The following is a 20,328-nucleotide window of genomic DNA, read 5'->3' as shown; positions in this document are numbered from 1 at the left end:
TTATTCATTATCTGTTGCATTAATAGGTAATTGAATAGTAAATGTTGTGCCTGAATGTTCGGTACTTTTGACCGCTATCGTGCCAGACACACTCTCAATAAACTGTTTCGCTTCATACACACCAATTCCCATACCAGCATTGCCCTTTGTGGTATCAAACGGCTTAAATAATCGGTACTTTATAAAGTCTTCACTCATACCAGAACCTTGATCAGTGATAGTGATGGTGACAATATTTTTATTATTATTTAGTGATAATTCTACGGTTGTGTCTTCGCTACTTGCTTCTTGCGCATTTTGAACCAAGTGATTTAATACCGAATGTAATTTTTCTTCATTAGTTGCCAGCTTTGTTGGCACCGCCTGTTTAATTATCACTAACGGTTTTTCTACATTACGTTGTTCCACAACTTTTTCAAGTAACTCAACCAGATCAATCTCTGAATCTCTAGATTTTTCTACGCGCTTATTACGCAATTGAGAAAGTACTTTACCCAGCCTATCTGTTGCAGATTCAACTGTTTCAAACACATCGTCAACGAACTCAGGGTTATCTCGGTGTTTTTCTGCATTTGTGGTGATTAATGCTAATTGCGCTTGCACATTTTTTAAATCATGCACTAAAAAGGCTGACATTCGGTTAAATGCGTCAAACTGTTTTGATTCTGCCAGCTCGTCATTTGCTTCATTCAAAGAAATAAAATTGCCTAATTGTTTAGATACGGCAAAAAGCAAGTCTCTGTCTTCCCAATTAAGTTGCTTCATTTCGTTAATATCGCCAATTAAAAACAAACCATAAAAGGCTTTACCAATAAAAATTGGGATAATAAAGCGTACATCAAAGCTTTGGCATAAATCTAAATCAAGGTTCAATTCTGGGTACATTGTCGGGGTAATTTCATACTCTTCAACATCAATAATCCAACCTTTTTTCTGACAAAATTGGCTAATAAACGTCAGTTGTAAATCAAATGCTTCGGTCAGTTTTAAACCGTGAGAGTATTTATTATCGAAATGTAAATCGCTTTTACGTTTAACAATGGCACCGCTATGGGCATTGAGTTTTGACATCATAATAGATGTTGCCATTTGATAATAACTTTCTGCGTTGGTTGTTTCTATTTTTTCGATGAGATTTAGCCATTCATCACGGTACTCATAACGATTAGCAAAAAAGTTTTTCGCAATAAAAACTTTAAGCTTTCGTCTAAGTGATTCTGTGATCAATAGCGCGACTAATACAATACCACTGAGCATTAAAAAGCCAATACTAACGACACTACCCCATTCGCCACCAACATAATTAATCACATAGCCGGCAAGCGCCATGATCAATAAATATACCCCGGCCATCATTAAAATGGAGCTATAAAAAACAACTTGTCTTGACACAAAAATACGTACAGAGCCATTTTTGATTCTTCTGGTGCTAACCAATAATAACGGCAACACAGCTACCGCAATATAACCACGGCTAAACCAAAAATCGAAATCAATACTCCCCACCATTGTTGCTTGGGCATACATAACAAAATCAAATATCGCGATACTCGCTAGCGCGATAATTAACGGCCATATTGCCCAGCGAATTTGATCATCAGCACTGCGATATAACTGCTCCATCAGCACTAAGCTCCAAAGGTTTAGTACAATGAACAGTAGATAAATGTATTCATAAGAATAGTTTAATAAGAAAGACGCTAACCAACAGACCAACATTAATGCTGACCAAACGCTAACATATTGCCTAATATGGTAATTTGATAATAACTGGCGAATTGAAGTTAGCTCAGTATTACATATCAGCACCAAAATCGCCCAAGAGGCCACTTTTAAGCCGTCAGCTAACAATACCCACTGTAAACCAAAGCCAAGTTTAATTTGCAAAGCCGCCAAGGCAGAAGCAACCGTGGTCGTTAATACGGAGACAATTGTCCAACGAGCAAGCAGCTGTGTGTTACGTGCCGCAACTAATAGGAAAGTAAAAATAACATAAGCAATAAAGCTTAAGACAAAACCAACAAATCCAATAAATTCCATCTTTATTCTATTCGCAATTGTGGTGAAGAACGTGTAAATATTTCAGTCAATATCGGCACTAATAAGAAGCTCGCAATGGCTGAAACACATAACCCAGAAATTAATACAACACCTAATGGTTGCCATAGACCGCCACCAAATAGCGTTAAAGGAAGTAAGCCACCCACCGTAGTAATCGTGGTGAGTAAAATAGGGGTAAAGCGTACCACAGCAGCTTCTATTATTGCCGTTTGTTTATCGGCATTTTGTGTTAAATTCTTATTCGCAGTATCAATGAGAATTATCGCATTATTTACCACAATACCAAATAAACTGATCAACCCTATAAACGCCATCATCGAAAAAGACAGGTCAAACAAATACAACCCAATAACAGATCCCGCCATAGCGAAAGGAATAGATGTAAAGATGATTAACGGCTGTAAAAAGGATTTAAACTGCAAGACTAACACCGCAAAAATGCCAATGGCGGTAATGATCATAATCTGAAACAAGCCCGCGAAATTTTCTTGTCTCGACTCTTCTTCACCCCCTAACGAATAGTACATGCCTGCTGGCAAGTTATACTGTTCAATATAATCAACAACTTGCTGGGTTAATACCGCCGTTGATTTACCTGTAGCTACATCTGCAGATACTTTCGCCATACGCTGTTTTTGATAATGATAAAATTCTGTATGACCTTTTTGCAATGACACGTTAACAATTTGATTTAGAGGTACTAACGCGCCTTCTCGTGTTGAAATAAAGGCTTGTTCAAACAACGAAATGTCTTGTTTATCCCCTCTGATCACTAATGGATAACTTTCCCCGTTAGCATCACTAAAAACGCCAGCTGTATTACCTGTTACTAACGTTTGTATGGTTAAATCTAACCCTTGAATATCGATATTAAGCATACCTGCTTTTTCATAATCTACTGACAAGGCAAGTTCTGTATTTGCCACTCCAATGGGATTTTCAATATTAATTAAGCCATCAAGTGTTGCCATATACATGGCTAGATCATCTGCTACTTGCGACAAATCATCAAACGATTCACTCATTAAGCGAATGGTCACAGGCTGATCGGTTACCGGGCCTTGGGTAAACTCTTTGACGGTTATTTGTGCTTGAGACCACGAAGAAAACTCTTTGCGAAGTTTATCAATCAGCGCTTGAGCATCGTTTGCATTGTATTCATCAAGTAACACTAACGCTTGGCCAAACGATGCAACCCCACGTTTTGGGATCTCATTGTAGTAAATACGAGGGTTTGAATTACCAATATTTTGCGCAACGTGTGAAACACCTGGTTGCTGCTTTAATAAAACAGTTACCTTATCCATTACTTTTTTTGTATAGGCTAGTGATGAATTAGGCGGCGCTTGAACATCGACTAAAATCATTGGTTTTTCAGCTTTTGGAAATAAGCTTAACCCAACGTTATTAAACAATGAAAACATCGCAATTAATGCGATAACAAAGACTGAAATTAGCAGTGTTTTTTTCGTGATAAACCATGTTAACACCTTCGCATAGACCGTTGATGAAAAACGATTTATCACCACTTGTAAAGTAATAATTTTACTCGGTTTTTGACTAAATAATAGACTCGCCAACAGCGGCGTGAAGGTAAGCGCTAATAGTAGCGAGGCTAGTAATACAAGTACAACGGTAATCGGCATTGAACGAAGAAAATCCCCCGTACTGCTTGCTAGCATCAGCATAGGTAAAAAAGCAAACAAGGTAGTAATTGTACCACTGCTAATCGCCCAGCCTACCGTACTTGCCCCTTGAGCAGCTGCGATTTGCATTGGTTTACTCGGGTCTTTATGTCGGTGAATACTTTCCGTCACAACAATGGCGTTATCAACGAGCAAACCCAGCGCAATAATCAACCCGACAATCGACATTTGTTGCAAACCAAAACCGGCAAAGTCTAACCACCCAATAGCAATCAAAAATGATAATGGGATCACTGCAATAACAACTAACGCTTCACGCAGTCCTAAAAATAATAACGCCATGACACCCACTAAAACTAAACCATACCAAAGGTTATCAAAAAAGCCATTTACACGGGTTTCAACACTTTCTGCCTGTTTAAAAAATACATCAAGCTTTATGTTTTCTGGCAGCAACCCTTTAAAATCAACTACCTGCTGTTCTATTGCTTTGGTTAATTCAAAAATATTGGTATCTGCGCGCTGTTCAGCAGTAATGAAAATAACAGGGTGTTCATTGAAATAAGCTAAATAACTTGGTTTAACCCCAGAAAAGCTCACGCGAGCAATGTCAGAAAGTTTGATTGCAGTGTGTTCATTAGCCAATATAACGGTGTCATTTAACTGTGCTAAATCTTTATAATTACCACTCGATTTCACATTAAACCTACGGGTATTAGCATCAATAAAACCAGGGGTAATATTCATCGCACGCTTATTGAGCGTATTTAATACATCGTTAACACCTAAACCAAAATGCTGTAACTTGGCCACATTTACATCCACCGCGACAATCTGCTGTGGATAACCCCAAATATCAGCTTTTTTAATCGCTGAAATTGCTTCTAAACGTTTCTCAAGTTGTTTCGCATAGAACTCCATTGCTTTATAGTCGGTTGGCTCACTCCATAAAGCCATTTGTACTACCGCGACACTGGTTGGTGTTGCTTTGATCACTAAAACGTCTTGCACACCAGCCGGTAAATTAGGCTTAACAGAAGCTACAGCGAGCTTTAATTCACTGAAAGCTAAATCAATATTGGTACCATATAAAAACGTAACTTTAACACGCGCACCATCACTTTTAATTTGTGACTCAATAGTCTTGATCCCTTCAATATTATTAAAAGCTTCTTCAAGCGGGTTTACTACTAAGGTTTCAATATCATGTGGTGAGGCACCAGGATAAATCACTTCAATGAGCGTAATCGGTATATCAAATTGCGGATCCTCTGAACGAGGAATAGTAAAATAAGAAATTGTACCTACCAATACCAATAGCAGTACAATCGTTAACGTAAACTGTTTATTGTTAATCGCAACTTTAGGTAAACGCATACCCTATAACTCGCTCAACTCAAATTGTTGCCAGCCTTGGGTTACCACAGAAAGATTTGATGATAAATCGTCAGCATGTAAATAAATAAAATCTCTATCTAGGCCAATAACCATAAACGCTTGACGTTTTAAAGTATCGAGGTGCTTAACAAGTACAACTGCATGACCATTATTATCCATTTCGATTAATGCACTATTAGGCACTGCAAAAACAGCTTCTTGGGTCGATAAGGGCACGTGTACAGTAGCAAGTTGATCAGCAATAGGCTTTAACGTGGACGGTAGATTTGTTAATGCTACCTCTACCAAATACATATTAGCGGCACTATTTGCTTTCACTGGCACTTTGCTAACCATTCCTGCAATACCTTGAACCCCCATGACTTCCACCTCAACTGGCTGCCCACGCGTTAAAAACCTAATTTCATCGGTGGTCACTGCCACTTCAACGACGAAATTATTTTCAGTCGATGCCACTTCAAGTACTGGTGTTCCGGGAGATTGCAATTCATTTACCCGTGTAAAGCGTGACAAAACCACCCCGTTGAACGGTGCAACTATTTCAGATTTATCAAGATTATAATAGGAAATTCGATAGCGCTCTCGTGCGCTATCTTCAGCGAACTTTGCCATTTCTAAGGCTTGCTGAGAACTTAAGCCGTTTTTGATTAACTTATTAACTCGGTTAACATCACGTTTTGCCTGCAATAACTCAGTATAGTTAGCATTTTTCAACGCTTTTAGTTCGGTTGTTTCAAGACTCGCTAATACTGATTTAGCAGAAAAACGATCGCCTTCATCAACGGTAAGAGAGGTTAAATAACCCTGACTTTTAAACGATAAAACATGTGTTTTCTTAAAGCGCGTTTTACCAGCTCGCACGATGTTTTTTTCAAACGTAGTCGCGTCAATTTCTTGCGTAGCATATTGCTGCGCATTGGTATTTATCGCACCAAGCAATAGAAAGCTGATGAAAAAGAGGAAAAGTAGCTTCATAAAATTACAAATGTACTGTCTTGTTGTTGCAACCCGCATTAATTATAGTGATACTTTAAGCTGCTAGTCACTGAAAGTACATTAATTTCATCATTTTTACGCGTTTATTCCATCGCTTATTTACCTCTCTATTCCACGTTTTTCGTTTTTAGCGGTAGACAACAAAAACGATAGGTATTAGTATTGCGCCGCCTTAATACTGATACTGCATAGCAGCAAGAAATAGAAAACATTTCGGGTATCGTGTAGTTTGAACAAAACAATAACATTAAGGCTAAAAAGTTAATCCACCCGTAGCTCAGCTGGATAGAGCGCGCCCCTCCGGAGGGCGAGGCCGCAGGTTCGACTCCTGCCGGGTGGGCCACCATTATTACTTCACGTTTTTTTGCACTACCTTCTATATTTGCAACTATCATCGCATTTACCACGTGACCAAACCGCTTTCTCTACTGCTTACTATTCAAGAATTTAAATCATTTATTCGAGCCCTCATGGATACTTATACCAACTCTATTAAATCAGATTGTTCAGATTAATTTATCGTTAGCGTATTCAAAAATAACAGTAAATTCATCAGCTATTGCCAACTGTTTTAAAATGATCGCCCCCTTACTGAAACTTAATGATAACAATTGTTATTTGCATTACTATTATTAAGTATTTATACTGCGCTTGTTTTTAACATCAACTATTACGAGAATAATATGAAATCCCCTTACACCTTCGTATTATCGCCAATTATTTTGGCTCTAAGCTCTACTGTTCATTCCGCTGAATTAAGTAACAAAGAAGCACAACGTATTACTGAAAAAGAAATAGAAGTTATTCGCATACTCGGGAACCGTGTACAACGTATTAGCTCTGGGGCAACTGGCCTAGGGCTTGACAGTTTTGATACGCCACAATCATTGTCTATTATCGAAAATGAAACCATTTCAAAATATAATCTCAGTGACATTAATAGCTTGTTTAAACAAGTGACCGGTATAAATATAGATCAAACCGAAACTGACCGAACCTACTTTAATGCTCGTGGCTTCGACATAACCAGTATGCATGTTGATGGCGCAGGTATTCCATTTGGCAATATTTTTGTCGGCGATCTTGATACTGCTATCTATGAAAAAATTGAATTTATCCGAGGCTCTAACGGGCTAATTACTGGCTTAGGTAATCCATCGGGAACTGTCAATTATGTCAGGAAACGTCCAACTAATGATCTACAAGTTAGTACCGCATTTACCTTAGGTCGATGGTCAAATATGCGTGCCGTTGTTGATGTATCTACACCTTTAACAGACTCTGGAAGCTGGGCTGCACGCGCAGTTTTAGTACATCAAGATAAAGAAAGTTGGCTAAACCATTATGGCAACAACCGTACCGTGCTATATGGCGTTGTTGATGGACAACTCAATGATGATGTTACCGTTACTTTTGGTTATACCTATCAAGAAAACAATAGTGATGGGGTAACATGGGGAGCTTCTCCGTTAATTTATTCTGATGGCACCCAGACAGATTTTGACGCGTCTGCATCTACCGCGATGAACTGGACTTACTGGGACACACTAAATGAAAATTATTTTGCTGAATTAGGTTGGTATATTACTGATGAAGTTATTTTTACCAGTAAATTAAATTATACAACGTACGAAGATCGCTCAGAACTTTTCTACACTTATTCAAATACTGGATTAGCATCAAATACGGGGTTAGGACTTTTAGGGTATCCAGGAAAGTTTGATGCAGATGACAAAACGTTGATATGGGATAATACACTGCAAGGTACATTCGAAGCTTGGGGGTTTGAGCATTCTTTCAACCTAGGTTTGAGTTTAGCGGACTCTGAAACGCTTGATCTTGATTATACTGCGTTAAGTGGTTTCGACGTAATGCCCTCCTTCCCTGATTGGTCAGGAACAGAAGTAACAAGGCCGACTTGGGATACTCCGTTTCAAGCAGGCGTTACTGATATAACCTTGAACCGGTTTTATGGTTCAATACAATTGGCTGCTACTGAAAACTTTGATTTCGTTTTAGGTGCAAGTTTTGTCGATTATGAAAATGAAGGTGTCTCGTGGGGAGCATCAACCTCAACCTCTGAAGATGGTTCTAGCCCGTATATAGGTTTTACATGGGAAGCGTTAGACGACTTGAATGTATACGGTAGTTACAGTGACATTTATCAACCCCAATACTATTTAAATGAAGCACTTGAACCACTTGGCTCAGCTGAAGGACGTGGTTATGAAATAGGTATCAAGAAACGCTTTGAAGACAACTTGCTCATTAGTGTTGCAGCATTTAAAACTGAACAAGAAAATCTATATGACTTCATTGAGTTTGGCGATGGCGACGGTATTGATGACGATGATTATTCGGATGACTTTAATTATTCATTATATCGAGGCGTCACCGTTGACTCTAATGGCTTTGAACTAGAAGTCACCGGTAATATTTCACAGGAGTGGTCAGTACAAGGTGGTTATACATTCTTGACAATGGATGATGAAAACGGTGATGAAGCGCGTACCTTTATTCCACGTAAAACCTTAAAGCTACTTGCAGATTATTCACCTAAATGGCAAGAAAAACTCAATGTTGGTATATCGCTTCGTTGGCAAAGTGAGATTTATTATGACACAAGTTATGGAAGAGTTAATCAAGACAGTTATGCATTGTTCGGAGGCTATGTTCAATACGATTTCAACGATCAAATATCTTTAAGTCTCAATCTCGATAATATAACGAATGAGAAATACCTGAGCTCTGTTCGAACGGATCAAGCCTTTTACGGTTCGCCAACTGACTTTAGCTTAACATTGCACTGGAAGTTATAACCTTAACTCATGTGAGTGAGTTAGCTTGCTGATTTAAAGCAACTCACTTAACGACTTAACTCGGATCTATGTATGAATACATCATATCTACACTTTTTCAAAAACAGACGTTTCTGGCTTAGTGGTCCAGCAACACTGTTAGTGTCTCTGTTTATCATGTTTGCCATGGCAGTGTGGTTCCCACCTGGGGTAGGTAATGTAAATAATATTATGATGCCGCTTATCATGTTCCCATTAATATGGGCCCTGTTGTTTTTCTATACCTATTTAACAACTGACCTGCGTAAAGCGCAATGGTTACTAGTAATACTGTTTATTATTAATAGCCTTATTTTAACATTTCAATTTTTGGGTTAACTTTTATGGCTGAAAATGCATCTAATATTCGCTCTAAAGCTAAAGCCTTACTTAGCTTACATTCTTGGTCTGGCATTGTCTTAGGTATGTTGCTATATGCAGTTATATTCACCGGAACGGTTGCTGTAATTGCAGATGAGATAGGTGAGTGGTCTAACAGTAATTATCCGAAAAATTTATTAATGACAACTGATGTAAATGAAACAGTGAACCACCTAGCAGAAATCACTCCTGATGAATATCTTGATGAGATTTCTGTCTATGAAAATGACCGTCAGCAATTAGTATATTTTTTTCATACTCATAAGCTAAACCCCAACGGAGATATGGATGAGTTTGGTTTTCAATATAAAGTAAGCCCTGAGGGAGAAATAATAACTCAGCAACAAGGTTTTGGTAGCGATTTATTTGCTCAAGATGATACCTACGCATTAAGTCGTTTTTTAGTGTCTATCCATACAGAATTACATATCCCGTCACCATGGGGGCTTATTCTCACCGGAATTTTAGGACTAGCAATGTTAATTGCTTCTGTATCAGGTTTCATGATGCACCGTCATTTGTTTACTGATATGTTCTCAATTCGAAAACAACGTGACGGTAAATCTCTCAAGCGAGACTCACATACAGTTGCAGGCACTTGGAGCATACCATTTGCCATTTTGCTTGCCTTTACAGGAAGTTTTTTTAGTTTTTCTGATTCATTTGGTTTACCTGCAATGGGAATTGTTGCTTTTGGTGGAGATCAAGAAGCATTAATGCATACGCTTGTTGGTGAACAACAACATAAAAGTGAAGTGCCAAAAGATTCAGCTAACTTAACCCTGATGATAGCAGATGCAGCGAAGCGACAATCAGCGGTACCAGCTTTTATTTCGATCTCTCATTTTGCTACTGAATCAGCCAGCCTACTTACTTTTTTCATGCCTAACGAAGGAGAAGTTGGATTTGAGCAATTAGTGTACGATGCAACAAATGGCGACTTTATAGAGTATAAGCCGTTAGTCGGCACAGTGCCTTCTGCAGGGAGTGCTATTTTATCATTGATCTATCCTATTCATTATGGAACGTTTGCAGGCTTGTTCTCAAAAATAATCTGGGTAGGTTTAGGTATTGCAACATGCTATGTCACCATAACAGGGTTACAACTTTATGCTCACAGAAATGAAAAAGGTGAACAACATTGGCGTTGGTTTAGCCGACTATGTACATGGGGGTTTTTAGGTTTGCCACTGTGCTCTTTAAGTAGTGCATCAGGTTTTTTTATTAGTGAAAATTTAGCATTAAATCAAAGTGTTTGGACACCTTTGTCATTTTTAATTGCAGCCGCTGTCGTCACTATACTGACATTAGCGATAAAAAATATTGCTCTGCTTTCAAACGTATTATTAGCCAGCAATGGGTTATTCTGCTTGCTGTTACCTTTTATTCGATTCTTTAGCTCGGGCGTAAGCTGGATAGATGCAATACAATATCATATGGTATCGATGATGTTTATTGAATGCATGTTATTAGCTTGTTCTGCTTTGTGTTTTTATCGCCTGTACAAATCAGTACAAATGACAAAGAAGGATACTATTATCGATAACCCAACGCTTTCAACACAGGAGGCCGCCCAATGAATCACTTAATGGTGACATTACCTTCCATTATTTTTAGTTTACTCATTATTTTATTACTTGCTTATACAGACCCTAGGCGCAGGAAAATATTTAATAAAGCAGAAATAAAAGGCAATGCCGCATTTGTATTGCGACCTTTAACAAGAAAACTTCTATCATGGTGCTTACTACTGCCATTTATTCCACTCGTGATGATGGCTAATTATGCTGGTATTTTAATGTATTGTGGGGCTCTCACAGTGATAGGCTGGTTGGTATCAGAATTACCTTCAACTATTATTTAAAAAATGATTTAAATTAAACATGCTACTCACTAAAAACGAGTGGCATGTTCTCGCTTTATCGCTTTTGTCATTATACGCCTCTACTCCAAGTAAACCCCGTTCATCCCCTAATTTGGAAATACTCTTTAAAAAATAGACTAATACCAATTCTATTAAATATTTGGTCAACTTAGAATTTCATTAGCGCGTTGAGAACAAGTTAAATAATTTAAGCATAGTCAGTCTATGGTTCGATTATTTAGGGAAGTTATCAGGGCGCTAATGAGTTCCCAAGGGCGAGTTTAAAAGGCTTATAGACTGTGTTATTGATTTTAACAAGGGAGCGACCATTCTTTGCAATCAATGCCTTGTCTCTAATCCTTTTAATTCTCGCTAAGTGACTAAATATTTAATTGATTTGGTATAAATCTACTACCTAATAACAGAATAAACTTGTGATAAGGTGAGGCATCTTATAAATTAATTGAGTTAACTCAATTGTAACGGACTTCAATGAAACACCCGCATACTCATAATCACCTTTGCTCAATAACCCTGTTAGGTAACTTAGTTGCTAAACCAAATATCAGGTATTTAGCAAACCCTGTGGTTGCTATTGCTGAATTCACTATTGCCACTCATCACAAATGGTTCGATAAAAAAACACAGCAGCAAAAAGAATGGACGCATTTTCATATTGTAAAAATGATTGGTGATGTGGTTGAAAAAACGCTTAATTTTGCTGATAAAGGCGATGTGGTATTTATTCAAGGGCATCTTGTGGATAGTCAACAATCTAGCCGTCAAATCATACACGCAACTTATGCTCATACGTACGCTAAAGGCTATGTACCCTCAATGAATCAAGTGAAGCTATCAGGGGCTATCAACAGTGAAATTAAAATTGTTGAAACTGAAAACAACACACAATTAGCAGAGTGTACAATACTTAGTCATGTCAATGTATATTCTGCTCACCAACAAGCATATCGACAATTTTCAATAGAGCGAACGTTACATGCTTGGGGAAAACAGGCTGAATATTTGGAAAGCCGTGCAAAAAATGGTGATGAAATAATTATTGACGGAAATTTAAGCTATACCAATAATAAAGATAAATCTCAATTAATCGATGTGCACCAACTGGTGTTACCTAAAATATAATTAACGAATCCGTAATAAACGGAATAATTTCAATATGATAGACATTAAAATAATAATAAAATACTTGATCATATCTGTTGGCTTATTGTTGGCTTCATTTGCGAAAGCCAACACGCTTGAATTTACCCAGAAGCCTTTACTTTCTTCAGACTTTAGAGGGGAGATTTCAACAGTAGTGCTGTTACCACACCATCCCCATCAATTTATCAGTTTTTCAACGTTTGGCGATGTTGGGTTAATCAAACAATCAGCATCTACATACCAACCACTATTAAATGCTAAGCATTTTTCAGATGATTTTCAACGACTCACAGCATTAGCTTTACACCCTAACTTTGCTCAAGAAGAGAAAATTGGTTACGCCACCTTTTATAGCGCACATATTGAGTCCGCTTCGTTAACTAACCGATCAATGAAGCTTACCGTTGATGAAGACAAACATATGCCTTTTGAGGCGGTTATTTTTGAATGGCAACTCAGTTTATCATCAGATTCAACTGCAATTTTAACCGATAGCCGGCGGGAAGTGCTCCGCGTCCCCTTACCTGACAGTAGCGTTAGTATACCTTTGCTAAGTTTTAATCCTTATATAAAATCTTGGCAAAAAGGCTATGGACAACTTTTTGCTGTTATTTCAGCAGAAAAACACTACCCAAATCACCCTTTATTTTCTGGTGCACTATTACGCATCAACCCACAAAAATTTGGCCTTCGACAATACACAGTCCCGCCTGATAATATACTGTTTAGTAGTAACGACTCTCCTAGCGAGGTTGTCAGCACAGGGCTCGGCAATGTACTCGATCTAACGTGGTTAAAAGAAGATGAAAATCAATTTGTTTTTGTCGAACAACTTAAAAAAACTACACAATTACGGAAAGCGACATTAGGCGATAACTTTCTTTTACAACCTGCCACTGACGAACACTTGCTTCAACAAGATATCATTTTTAGTAACAGTATTTATTTAAAAAACCCGCAATTAAGTAACGAACATTTCCCATTAATTTTTCTCGAAAAAACATCTGATAATTGGCTTTTAAAAGCCTCCGCAATCACGGCAAATATCAGCAGTAATCCAATAGCAACTATCGATTTTTCATTACTTAACGCCAATGCAAAACCTCAACTACTCATTAATTCGGCAAAACAAATTATTATTGTCGATCTTGCAAACAAAAGTCTACTAGCAACAAATAACACTAGTGATGTTAGCGAGAGTCCAGTGCAAACGACTCCCCTTGAAGAACAAAAAGAACCGTCAAATAGCCTTTACTTTATTGTAATTTTATTAGTGATCGCCGGTGCTATTGTAGCGGTACTCTTTCGACAAGATGATAAATATAAGAACGCTAAAAAGCTATTACGTAGCCATTACGCTACGTTTACAATAGATAAAGAAAAAGCAGAATTGTTGTTATTTAAACGCCATGAAAAAACAGCAAGTGCCCGTATTGCCATTAACAACATTATGAAGAACGAGCTTTATTTAAATGGTGAATTAATCAGTACAATTGATAAAAACTCCCCCTTTAGTAACAAAGCAGAGGCACGCATAGATCAAACGTTTAAAGAAGAAAAACGTCATAAAATGGTGGATAACAAAGTACGAAAAGTTGTCATGATTATCCACTTACAAAACCAAGAGACAAAACAATTATGTTTATATTTAAGGGAAGGAAATCAACGCTTAACTAAAGCACGCTTTGAACAAGTACAACAACAAGTTATTGACTGGTGCTGGTTGATTTCACATCAATTATGTAAAGGCACTACAGAAAAGCGCGTGATTAAACCAAAGCCCGTAGAGCCCACTCAAAAACAGCGAGTAACACATACATCCATTCGGTCAGCATCAGCTCAAGCTAACAAGCAAAAGACGACACCAACGCATGATAGTTCTCAGCATACAGAGAAAGCGATGACTAACCATAAAGCACCAAAACACCAGGATGCAAAACCCGCACAGAAGGTAACCGCGAAAAACGAAGACAATGATGAAGTGTTAATCAACTCGCTGAATAAGTTATTAGAGCTTAAATCGCAGGGTTTTCTAAGTGAAGAAGAGTTTAACCGCAGTAAAGCAAGAATAATCGACAAACTTTCTTCATAGTTGTGCTGCTAACATGCTAGCAAAGTGAACGGCACACATCGAGGTGTGCCGTTAAAATACGCCCTAGTCTAGCGTTAATAAATATTTCACTAATTTATTATAATCTTCGATAAAATTTTCTGGATCTAAGTCATGAGTATCAATCATGTATTTTCCATTTACGACAACACTTGGCACAACTCGTAATTCATTCGCTGACGCTAACATGTTTTGATAAGACTGCATTTTAGATGCTTTTTCATGAACTTCATCACTTGCCATTAAACGGTCAAATTCTTTGCCGTCTGCGCCATTAAGCACAAAGACATTACGCATATCACGCTCTGAAGTCGGAACAGCGTTATGTTCATGAATATAATTAAACATAGAAGCCACTTGCTTATCTTCCATGTTTAATAGTTGAGCCGTTATCATTGCTCTAGTCATCATACGTTGCATTTTTTGTGAAGCACCAGGTAAAAAGTCAACGTGGCTTTTCACCAAAGGAACACCTTCAGGTAACTCTGCCTTAATCGATTTAATCATATGTTCGAAGTTATAACAGTGTTTACAATAAAACGAAAAAAACTCTCTCACTTCAGGTGATTCTACAGGAAGTGGTGTTATTTTTTTATAGTGTTTTCCTTCTTCGTAGTCAGCTGCATGAGCACTAAAAATCGAAACCATTAACACCAACATACTGGCTATTCTTCGCATTATTTACCCCTTTTCTTTTATGGAAGCAATGAAAGTGGCGCTTGCTGCAGCGCCGAGTATTGCTCTTTTAACATTAAAATTTGCTCTTCCCAATATTTTTCGGTATTAAACCATGGAAAATTCATCGGAAATGCTGGATCTTGCCAGCGCCTGCACAACCAAGCAATATAATTTATCACTCGCATAGTACGTAAAGGTTCAATAAGCGCAAGTTCTTTGCTATCAAACTCAAAAAACTCTTCATAGCCAGAAAGTAATGTATCAAGCTGCAAACATTGCTGCTGACGATCACCTGATAACATCATCCATAAATCTTGAATAGCTGGCCCCATGCGACAATCATCTAAATCAACAAAATGTGGCCCTTCATCTCGCCAAAGAATATTTCCCGCATGGCAATCACCATGTAAACGAATAACATGCTCAGCTTGATATTGATCAATACACAGACTTGCGACTTGCTCTAATATGGTAAAAAACGCGATATGTAGTGTTTTAGGTACGTAATCTGACGCTTTGATCGTAGTAATAGCATCAACAATAAAAGCTTCTGTAGAAATGCTTGGTCGATGTTCAAAGGCTTTTTTAGCTGATATTGCATGGATCCTGCCAACAAATCGCCCCATCCATTCAAGTTGATCTAAATTATCTACCTCAAAGATACGCCCTCCTCGACAAGGATATAACGCAAAATGGAACCCTTGATATTCAAACAACGATTGTCCATCAATTTGAATAGGCGCAACGATGGGTAATTCATGCGCTTGTAATTCTAGTGCAAAGTCGAGCTCTTCTTGAATTTGCACGGGCTGCCAACGTTGCGGCCGATAAAATTTAGTGACAAATTTTTCTTTCGCTTCGTTGTGAAATTGATACACCCTATTCTCATAGCTGTTTAGTGGTAACAGGCCACTGTCTACCATCAAGCCTGTTGATTCAATTCCATCTAAAATAAGATCTGGAGACAGTGAACTAAAATTAAATACTGACATTAACGTTTATTAAAAAAGCGAGATTCATGTTCCAATGATACTTCATCTTCATCAGAAATTAACTCAATAACAAAGATAATATCGGTCATGTACTCTTCCAGCTCATAAGGGTCTACTGAAAGGCTCATCGGTAGCATTTGCACGCTAGCCGCTTTAACAGTCACTTCTTTAGGCCCATGCCATTGAATATTCTCAATGCCTTTTACACTCAGGCGGTACGTGTTATCAATTTGCGACTTATTCAATACCTTTAGCGTATAAACATTTTCAATGTCACCGTTAAAGTTTTCTTTAGCAAGCTCAGTTCGATCGCGAATAATATCTAACGATACAGGTACTCGGTGGGTAATTTCCCATATTAACAAACTTGTCATTACCAATAAAACCACCGCATAACCCACTAGCTTAGAGCGAATCAAGTGTACTTTTTTACCCTCTAATTCATGCTCTGTGGTGTAACGAATAAGACCTTTGTCATATTTCATTTTTTCCATCACACCATCACAGGCGTCTACACAGGCACCACAATTTATGCACTCATATTGCAGACCATTTCGAATGTCGATACCCGTAGGGCATACCTGAACACACAGGTTACAATCAATACAATCACCTAGCCCTAGCTCTTTTGGGTCTTGCTTACGAGATCTGGGTCCTCTTGTTTCACCACGGTTATAATCATATGAAACTGTTAGCGTGTCCTTATCAAACATTGCTGATTGAAAACGTGCGTATGGGCACATATGTAGGCACATAATTTCACGCATCCAGCCCGCATTACCATAAGTACACAACGCAAAAAACAGCACAACAGACACAATAACAAACGAACTATTAAAGGTAAAAAAGTTGATAAAAACTTGTTCTACTGGGGCAAAATAGCCAACAAACGTTAACGATGTAAGGAGTGAAAAAAATAACCAACAGCTGTGCTTAAGTGTTTTACGCCATAGCTTATTGGCATTAAGTTTTTGGCTATCGAGTTTTTTACGCTGATTTGCCGTACCTTCTATTTTTTCTTCAAACCAAATAAAAATAAACGTCCACACTGTTTGCGGGCACAAATAACCACACCACACACGACCTAAGAACGTTGTGACGAAAAACAACAAGAAGGCGCTGACGATAAATAACCAAGCCAACAACGTTAAATCTTGCGGCCATAATGTTAATCCCCAAAAGGTAAAGCGTTGGTTAGCAATGTCTAATAAAATGGCTTGTTCACCGTTATAAGTTAACCACGGTAATACCGCAAAAAGCCCCAAGAAAAAGAAATTCATCTTTTGTCTTAATTGTTGGAAAAATCCCGTGACCTTTCGCACATAAATTTGATCTCGAGGTTTGTATTCTTGAACCGGATCTGGGCGCTCTACTTTGATATTTTTAACTGGGATATCTAAACGATTGTTAGCGTTGTCTTGCTCTTTGTTCACAATAAGTCCTAATCTAAACGTCGAAAAAGGACAATACCGTAATTTTTATTATGCTTTTATTGGAAAAATACGTGTATTGTTGATGCTTAATTTACTATTCTATCTTTAGGGCTATATTATACGACAAGCTATGAAGAATTTATTGATCTTAATCGTGGCAATTGCAATATTTTTGCACTTTTATCCACAACCAGAACTTGAAAAATGGTATTTAACACAAAAAGAAAATCTGTTAGCGGAATTTAATGATGCAACAGATACTAAAGTGCGATTAAACCCCAGTAAAGTATATCGTGATTTAGAAAGCAAGTTAGATCGTTTTAATGAAAGTGAGCAAGACTACTTAAAGCAAATTACCGCTACCCGCGCTTCAGTTAAAGATTTTTTTGTAGAGTATTGTGAAGGAAAAAAACGCTCGCCGAAACTGCATCAAGAAAATCAAAAAACGGTATGTTCGACTATTTCCAAATATCAATCGCTTTTTTAGCCATAATACTTGTTAAAAAGTGACGGGTTTTACGATAAAAATTATGCCGTTAACTCAAATTGAGAGCGAGATGGCTGCTCATAAGCACTGTGAACATTACTATAGAGACTTTCAATCACAACAGCTGCCTTTTCTACTTTAGCAGGTCTATTAGGTGCAATGTCTTCTTGAGCATTAAGTGTTTGTTGAAGCCGCTGATCAAAATCATTATCTGACACCTCCTCTGCATTGTTATATGCAAAACGCTCACTGGTATCAACAACAACACGCTCACTGCTTGTAGCATTTATCGCTGATTGAGTTATTTCGTACAGTTCAGATTGTGCTTGTGCGATAAGCTGTGCGGCTTTATTTGCTACCCGACTGTCTTGTATAGAAGGGTTTGCCGGCGCTAATGCGGCATTATATACTTTTTGTAGCTTAGCTATCGTAGCTTGTGGATCACCTTTTATTGGCGATAAATCCACGGATACCTCTCCTTCTACCGCATATTTTTTTCCATCAGGACCCACTTCAAAACTATAACTTGGCGCTCCGGTATAAGCACCACCAGCCGTAGCATGTGCCTGTTCGTGCGAACGCACTTCTTTATCACGATTTTGTAATTCTCGAATTAGTTGCTGATCAGCAACATCTGTTTCGGAGACATCAACAGCATTGTCGCCAACTGCTTGTTGTTTATCATCAGGGTTATTTTTTGATGCTTGATTATCTTGCTGTGAAGAATCTTGCTGTGAAGAGTCTTTGTTATCTGAATCACTCGTGCCATCTTCAGTGATAGTAGAGCTTTCTTTCTCAGCTTGTTTGCGCAGTTGTTCAAAATCAATTTGTTCATTATTTTGGGCTGGTGTTCTTGCGCGTTCTCTCTCCGATGCAGCGCCTTTCTCTCTTGCCGATTGTTGAGCTGCAGCAGGTTGCGTGATAATTTCACGTTGCACATTATCACGACGCAATGCTTCCGTTGGCGGATTTGTAACCGTCGGGACAGGAATATTCGCAGTATGCGTCGTAATGTTCATTCGTTATACGCTAACATCTAGTAACGTGCCAAGGTTTTCATCAGCCGTCTGAATGACATTAGCAGAAGCTTTTGCTTGATGTTCTGCCACTCGCATTTCCACAATAGATTTATTCAAATCAGCTAACTCACCTGAACCAGTATTTTGGTTCATCATGTTGTCATTTTCTTGCTGACCTAAGGTAGGCTCTTCTGGGTTGTATCCCACAGCTCTTGCTATGTCTGATGCAGCCTGATTAGCCGTTTCAGTTGCTTTTTGAAACCCTTGTAAGCCTGAATTAAACGCAGAATCAATGTTCATTTACTTCTCCTTAATATCACATTTACCAAATATTCATGGTAATAAGACCGCTGATACTAGCTCAAATACAATCTGTTTAATTATTAATCAAACAAGCCAAAATGTAAAGCGTTGCGTGGAATATGCGGCATTTAGTCAGTACGTTGTATTACCGTTAATTTGTTACTTTTTCTAACCATGTTTGTAGCTGGTCAGTAAACGACGATAACTCACTGATAAAGGGGGCATGCGATGATTGTTCAAAAATAACTTGCTCACTGGTTGGTGCTAATCTGGCAATATTAGCTATCACCTCTTTGGGGACTAACCCGTCAAGTTTGCCATACATTCGTAAATACGGACATTTAATGTTAATTAACTTATTGCGCTGATCTGTTGTTTCTAACAAAGTTAAAGAATGCATTAGCGTGTTTTTATTCGCCATCGGGTATTGCATAATTAATGTTCGAATTCGTTTGATATCTTGTCGAATATGCGGACTACCCATGGCTTGAATTTTTAAAAAGCTGTCAATGGTTTTCTGCGTATCCTGTGCTAATTGGCGATGAAAGTTTGTTAGCACCGTGGGTTGAATTCCTCGCCAATTATCTTGTTGTAAAAAACATGGCGTACTCGCTACATTCACTAAACCGGTTACAAGACTGGGGTATTCAAGCGCAATTTGATTGGCAACTAAACCACCAAGCGACCAACCTACATACACCGCGGGTTCATTAATAGTTTGGCAAATTTTTTCTGCTATGTTTGTTAATGAATAGGGCGAACACAACTGTTGATGATTTTCTCCATAACCAGGTAAATCAACAGTGATAATACGAAATTTATCCGCTAACGTTTCTGCCAATGGTTGCCAAACCCCTGCATTTAACCCCCAGCCATGAATAAATACAATGGGTACACCTTGTTTTTGACTCGCAAAATCTGATTTATTTGCCATGCTTTTAGCGTAAGCCCTTAACAGT

Annotated in this window: 16 protein-coding genes and 1 tRNA gene; 8 read left to right on the top strand and 9 right to left on the bottom strand. The window is 38.1% G+C overall.

Annotation, left to right across the window (positions count from 1 at the left end):
* From prsK to QUE72_RS00825, 3 genes are read right to left on the bottom strand one after another with little or no spacing between them, the layout of a single operon-like run.
* The gene (gene prsK / locus QUE72_RS00835; RefSeq protein ID WP_286270933.1) at positions 1-2,040 is read right to left on the bottom strand and encodes an XrtA/PEP-CTERM system histidine kinase PrsK; all 2,040 of its coding nucleotides are present in this window, start codon (positions 2,038-2,040) and stop codon (positions 1-3) included.
* A 2-nt stretch (positions 2,041-2,042) separates the two neighbouring features.
* Positions 2,043-5,084 (bottom strand): efflux RND transporter permease subunit, encoded by a 3,042-nt coding sequence (locus tag QUE72_RS00830; protein WP_286270931.1) that lies wholly within the window; start codon positions 5,082-5,084, stop codon positions 2,043-2,045.
* Positions 5,085-5,087: 3 nt separating this feature from the next.
* Positions 5,088-6,080: an efflux RND transporter periplasmic adaptor subunit gene (locus tag QUE72_RS00825; protein WP_286270930.1), complete on the bottom strand. Its 993-nt coding sequence runs from the start codon at positions 6,078-6,080 to the stop codon at positions 5,088-5,090.
* 287 nt (positions 6,081-6,367) lie between these two features.
* On the opposite strand from QUE72_RS00825, the gene QUE72_RS00820 reads away from it, so the two are divergent.
* The 7 genes from QUE72_RS00820 to QUE72_RS00790 all read left to right on the top strand — a co-directional run bounded on the left by QUE72_RS00820 (position 6,368) and on the right by QUE72_RS00790 (position 14,439).
* A tRNA-Arg gene (locus tag QUE72_RS00820) sits at positions 6,368-6,444 on the top strand.
* Between the two features lie 340 nt (positions 6,445-6,784).
* Positions 6,785-8,920 (top strand): TonB-dependent siderophore receptor, encoded by a 2,136-nt coding sequence (locus QUE72_RS00815; RefSeq protein WP_286270929.1) that lies wholly within the window; start codon positions 6,785-6,787, stop codon positions 8,918-8,920.
* A 72-nt stretch (positions 8,921-8,992) separates the two neighbouring features.
* Positions 8,993-9,277 (top strand): hypothetical protein, encoded by a 285-nt coding sequence (locus tag QUE72_RS00810; RefSeq protein ID WP_074497536.1) that lies wholly within the window; start codon positions 8,993-8,995, stop codon positions 9,275-9,277.
* 5 nt (positions 9,278-9,282) lie between these two features.
* Positions 9,283-10,899, top strand: a complete 1,617-nt coding sequence (locus QUE72_RS00805; RefSeq protein WP_286270928.1) for a PepSY-associated TM helix domain-containing protein — start codon at positions 9,283-9,285, stop codon at positions 10,897-10,899.
* A complete protein-coding gene (locus tag QUE72_RS00800; RefSeq protein ID WP_074497530.1) occupies positions 10,896-11,183 on the top strand; it encodes a hypothetical protein in 288 nt (95 codons plus the stop codon). The genes QUE72_RS00805 and QUE72_RS00800 overlap by 4 nt, the downstream gene beginning before the upstream one ends.
* A gap of 492 nt (positions 11,184-11,675) precedes the next feature.
* Complete coding sequence (locus QUE72_RS00795) at positions 11,676-12,326, top strand: single-stranded DNA-binding protein (RefSeq protein ID WP_286270927.1); 651 nt, start codon at positions 11,676-11,678, stop codon at positions 12,324-12,326.
* Between the two features lie 34 nt (positions 12,327-12,360).
* On the top strand, positions 12,361-14,439 hold the full coding sequence (locus tag QUE72_RS00790) for a hypothetical protein (RefSeq protein WP_286270926.1): 2,079 nt from the start codon (positions 12,361-12,363) through the stop codon (positions 14,437-14,439).
* A 63-nt stretch (positions 14,440-14,502) separates the two neighbouring features.
* Here the strand turns inward: QUE72_RS00790 and QUE72_RS00785 are convergent, their stop codons facing one another.
* From QUE72_RS00785 to ccoG, 3 genes are read right to left on the bottom strand one after another with little or no spacing between them, the layout of a single operon-like run.
* The gene (locus QUE72_RS00785; RefSeq protein ID WP_074497516.1) at positions 14,503-15,135 is read right to left on the bottom strand and encodes a thiol:disulfide interchange protein DsbA/DsbL; all 633 of its coding nucleotides are present in this window, start codon (positions 15,133-15,135) and stop codon (positions 14,503-14,505) included.
* Between the two features lie 17 nt (positions 15,136-15,152).
* Positions 15,153-16,127 (bottom strand): serine/threonine protein kinase, encoded by a 975-nt coding sequence (locus tag QUE72_RS00780; protein WP_286270924.1) that lies wholly within the window; start codon positions 16,125-16,127, stop codon positions 15,153-15,155.
* Positions 16,127-17,560, bottom strand: a complete 1,434-nt coding sequence (gene ccoG, locus QUE72_RS00775) for a cytochrome c oxidase accessory protein CcoG (protein ID WP_286270922.1) — start codon at positions 17,558-17,560, stop codon at positions 16,127-16,129. Before ccoG ends, QUE72_RS00780 begins: the two co-directional genes overlap by 1 nt.
* Positions 17,561-17,690: 130 nt before the next feature.
* On the opposite strand from ccoG, the gene QUE72_RS00770 reads away from it, so the two are divergent.
* On the top strand, positions 17,691-18,047 hold the full coding sequence (locus QUE72_RS00770) for a hypothetical protein (protein WP_074497504.1): 357 nt from the start codon (positions 17,691-17,693) through the stop codon (positions 18,045-18,047).
* 41 nt (positions 18,048-18,088) lie between these two features.
* Here QUE72_RS00770 and QUE72_RS00765 read toward each other — a convergent pair whose 3' ends face one another.
* The 3 genes from QUE72_RS00765 to bioH form a co-directional block, all read right to left on the bottom strand.
* On the bottom strand, positions 18,089-19,066 hold the full coding sequence (locus tag QUE72_RS00765; RefSeq protein WP_286270921.1) for a putative metalloprotease CJM1_0395 family protein: 978 nt from the start codon (positions 19,064-19,066) through the stop codon (positions 18,089-18,091).
* A 3-nt stretch (positions 19,067-19,069) separates the two neighbouring features.
* Entirely contained in the window at positions 19,070-19,366 is a 297-nt protein-coding gene (locus QUE72_RS00760; RefSeq protein ID WP_074497496.1) for a hypothetical protein, read from the bottom strand.
* Between the two features lie 154 nt (positions 19,367-19,520).
* Positions 19,521-20,303, bottom strand: a complete 783-nt coding sequence (bioH, locus tag QUE72_RS00755; RefSeq protein WP_286270918.1) for a pimeloyl-ACP methyl ester esterase BioH — start codon at positions 20,301-20,303, stop codon at positions 19,521-19,523.
* Between the last annotated feature and the right edge of the window lie 25 nt (positions 20,304-20,328).

The organism is Thalassotalea hakodatensis (assembly GCF_030295995.1).
Taxonomy (GTDB): domain Bacteria; phylum Pseudomonadota; class Gammaproteobacteria; order Enterobacterales; family Alteromonadaceae; genus Thalassotalea_C; species Thalassotalea_C hakodatensis.
Note: the sequence above shows the minus strand (reverse complement) of the source record. Positions and strands in the feature narration are given on the sequence as shown.

Bases quoted from the DNA above. Each gene is read 5' to 3' on its own strand.
- prsK (WP_286270933.1), bottom strand. From the start codon at position 2,040: ATGGAATTTATTGGATTTGTTGGTTTTGTCTTAAGCTTTATTGCTTAT.
- QUE72_RS00830 (WP_286270931.1), bottom strand. From the start codon at position 5,084: ATGCGTTTACCTAAAGTTGCGATTAACAATAAACAGTTTACGTTAACG.
- QUE72_RS00825 (WP_286270930.1), bottom strand. From the start codon at position 6,080: ATGAAGCTACTTTTCCTCTTTTTCATCAGCTTTCTATTGCTTGGTGCG.
- QUE72_RS00815 (WP_286270929.1), top strand. From the start codon at position 6,785: ATGAAATCCCCTTACACCTTCGTATTATCGCCAATTATTTTGGCTCTA.
- QUE72_RS00810 (WP_074497536.1), top strand. From the start codon at position 8,993: ATGAATACATCATATCTACACTTTTTCAAAAACAGACGTTTCTGGCTT.
- QUE72_RS00805 (WP_286270928.1), top strand. From the start codon at position 9,283: ATGGCTGAAAATGCATCTAATATTCGCTCTAAAGCTAAAGCCTTACTT.
- QUE72_RS00800 (WP_074497530.1), top strand. From the start codon at position 10,896: ATGAATCACTTAATGGTGACATTACCTTCCATTATTTTTAGTTTACTC.
- QUE72_RS00795 (WP_286270927.1), top strand. From the start codon at position 11,676: ATGAAACACCCGCATACTCATAATCACCTTTGCTCAATAACCCTGTTA.
- QUE72_RS00790 (WP_286270926.1), top strand. From the start codon at position 12,361: ATGATAGACATTAAAATAATAATAAAATACTTGATCATATCTGTTGGC.
- QUE72_RS00785 (WP_074497516.1), bottom strand. From the start codon at position 15,135: ATGCGAAGAATAGCCAGTATGTTGGTGTTAATGGTTTCGATTTTTAGT.
- QUE72_RS00780 (WP_286270924.1), bottom strand. From the start codon at position 16,127: ATGTCAGTATTTAATTTTAGTTCACTGTCTCCAGATCTTATTTTAGAT.
- QUE72_RS00770 (WP_074497504.1), top strand. From the start codon at position 17,691: ATGAAGAATTTATTGATCTTAATCGTGGCAATTGCAATATTTTTGCAC.
- QUE72_RS00765 (WP_286270921.1), bottom strand. From the start codon at position 19,066: ATGAACATTACGACGCATACTGCGAATATTCCTGTCCCGACGGTTACA.
- QUE72_RS00760 (WP_074497496.1), bottom strand. From the start codon at position 19,366: ATGAACATTGATTCTGCGTTTAATTCAGGCTTACAAGGGTTTCAAAAA.
- bioH (WP_286270918.1), bottom strand. From the start codon at position 20,303: ATGGCAAATAAATCAGATTTTGCGAGTCAAAAACAAGGTGTACCCATT.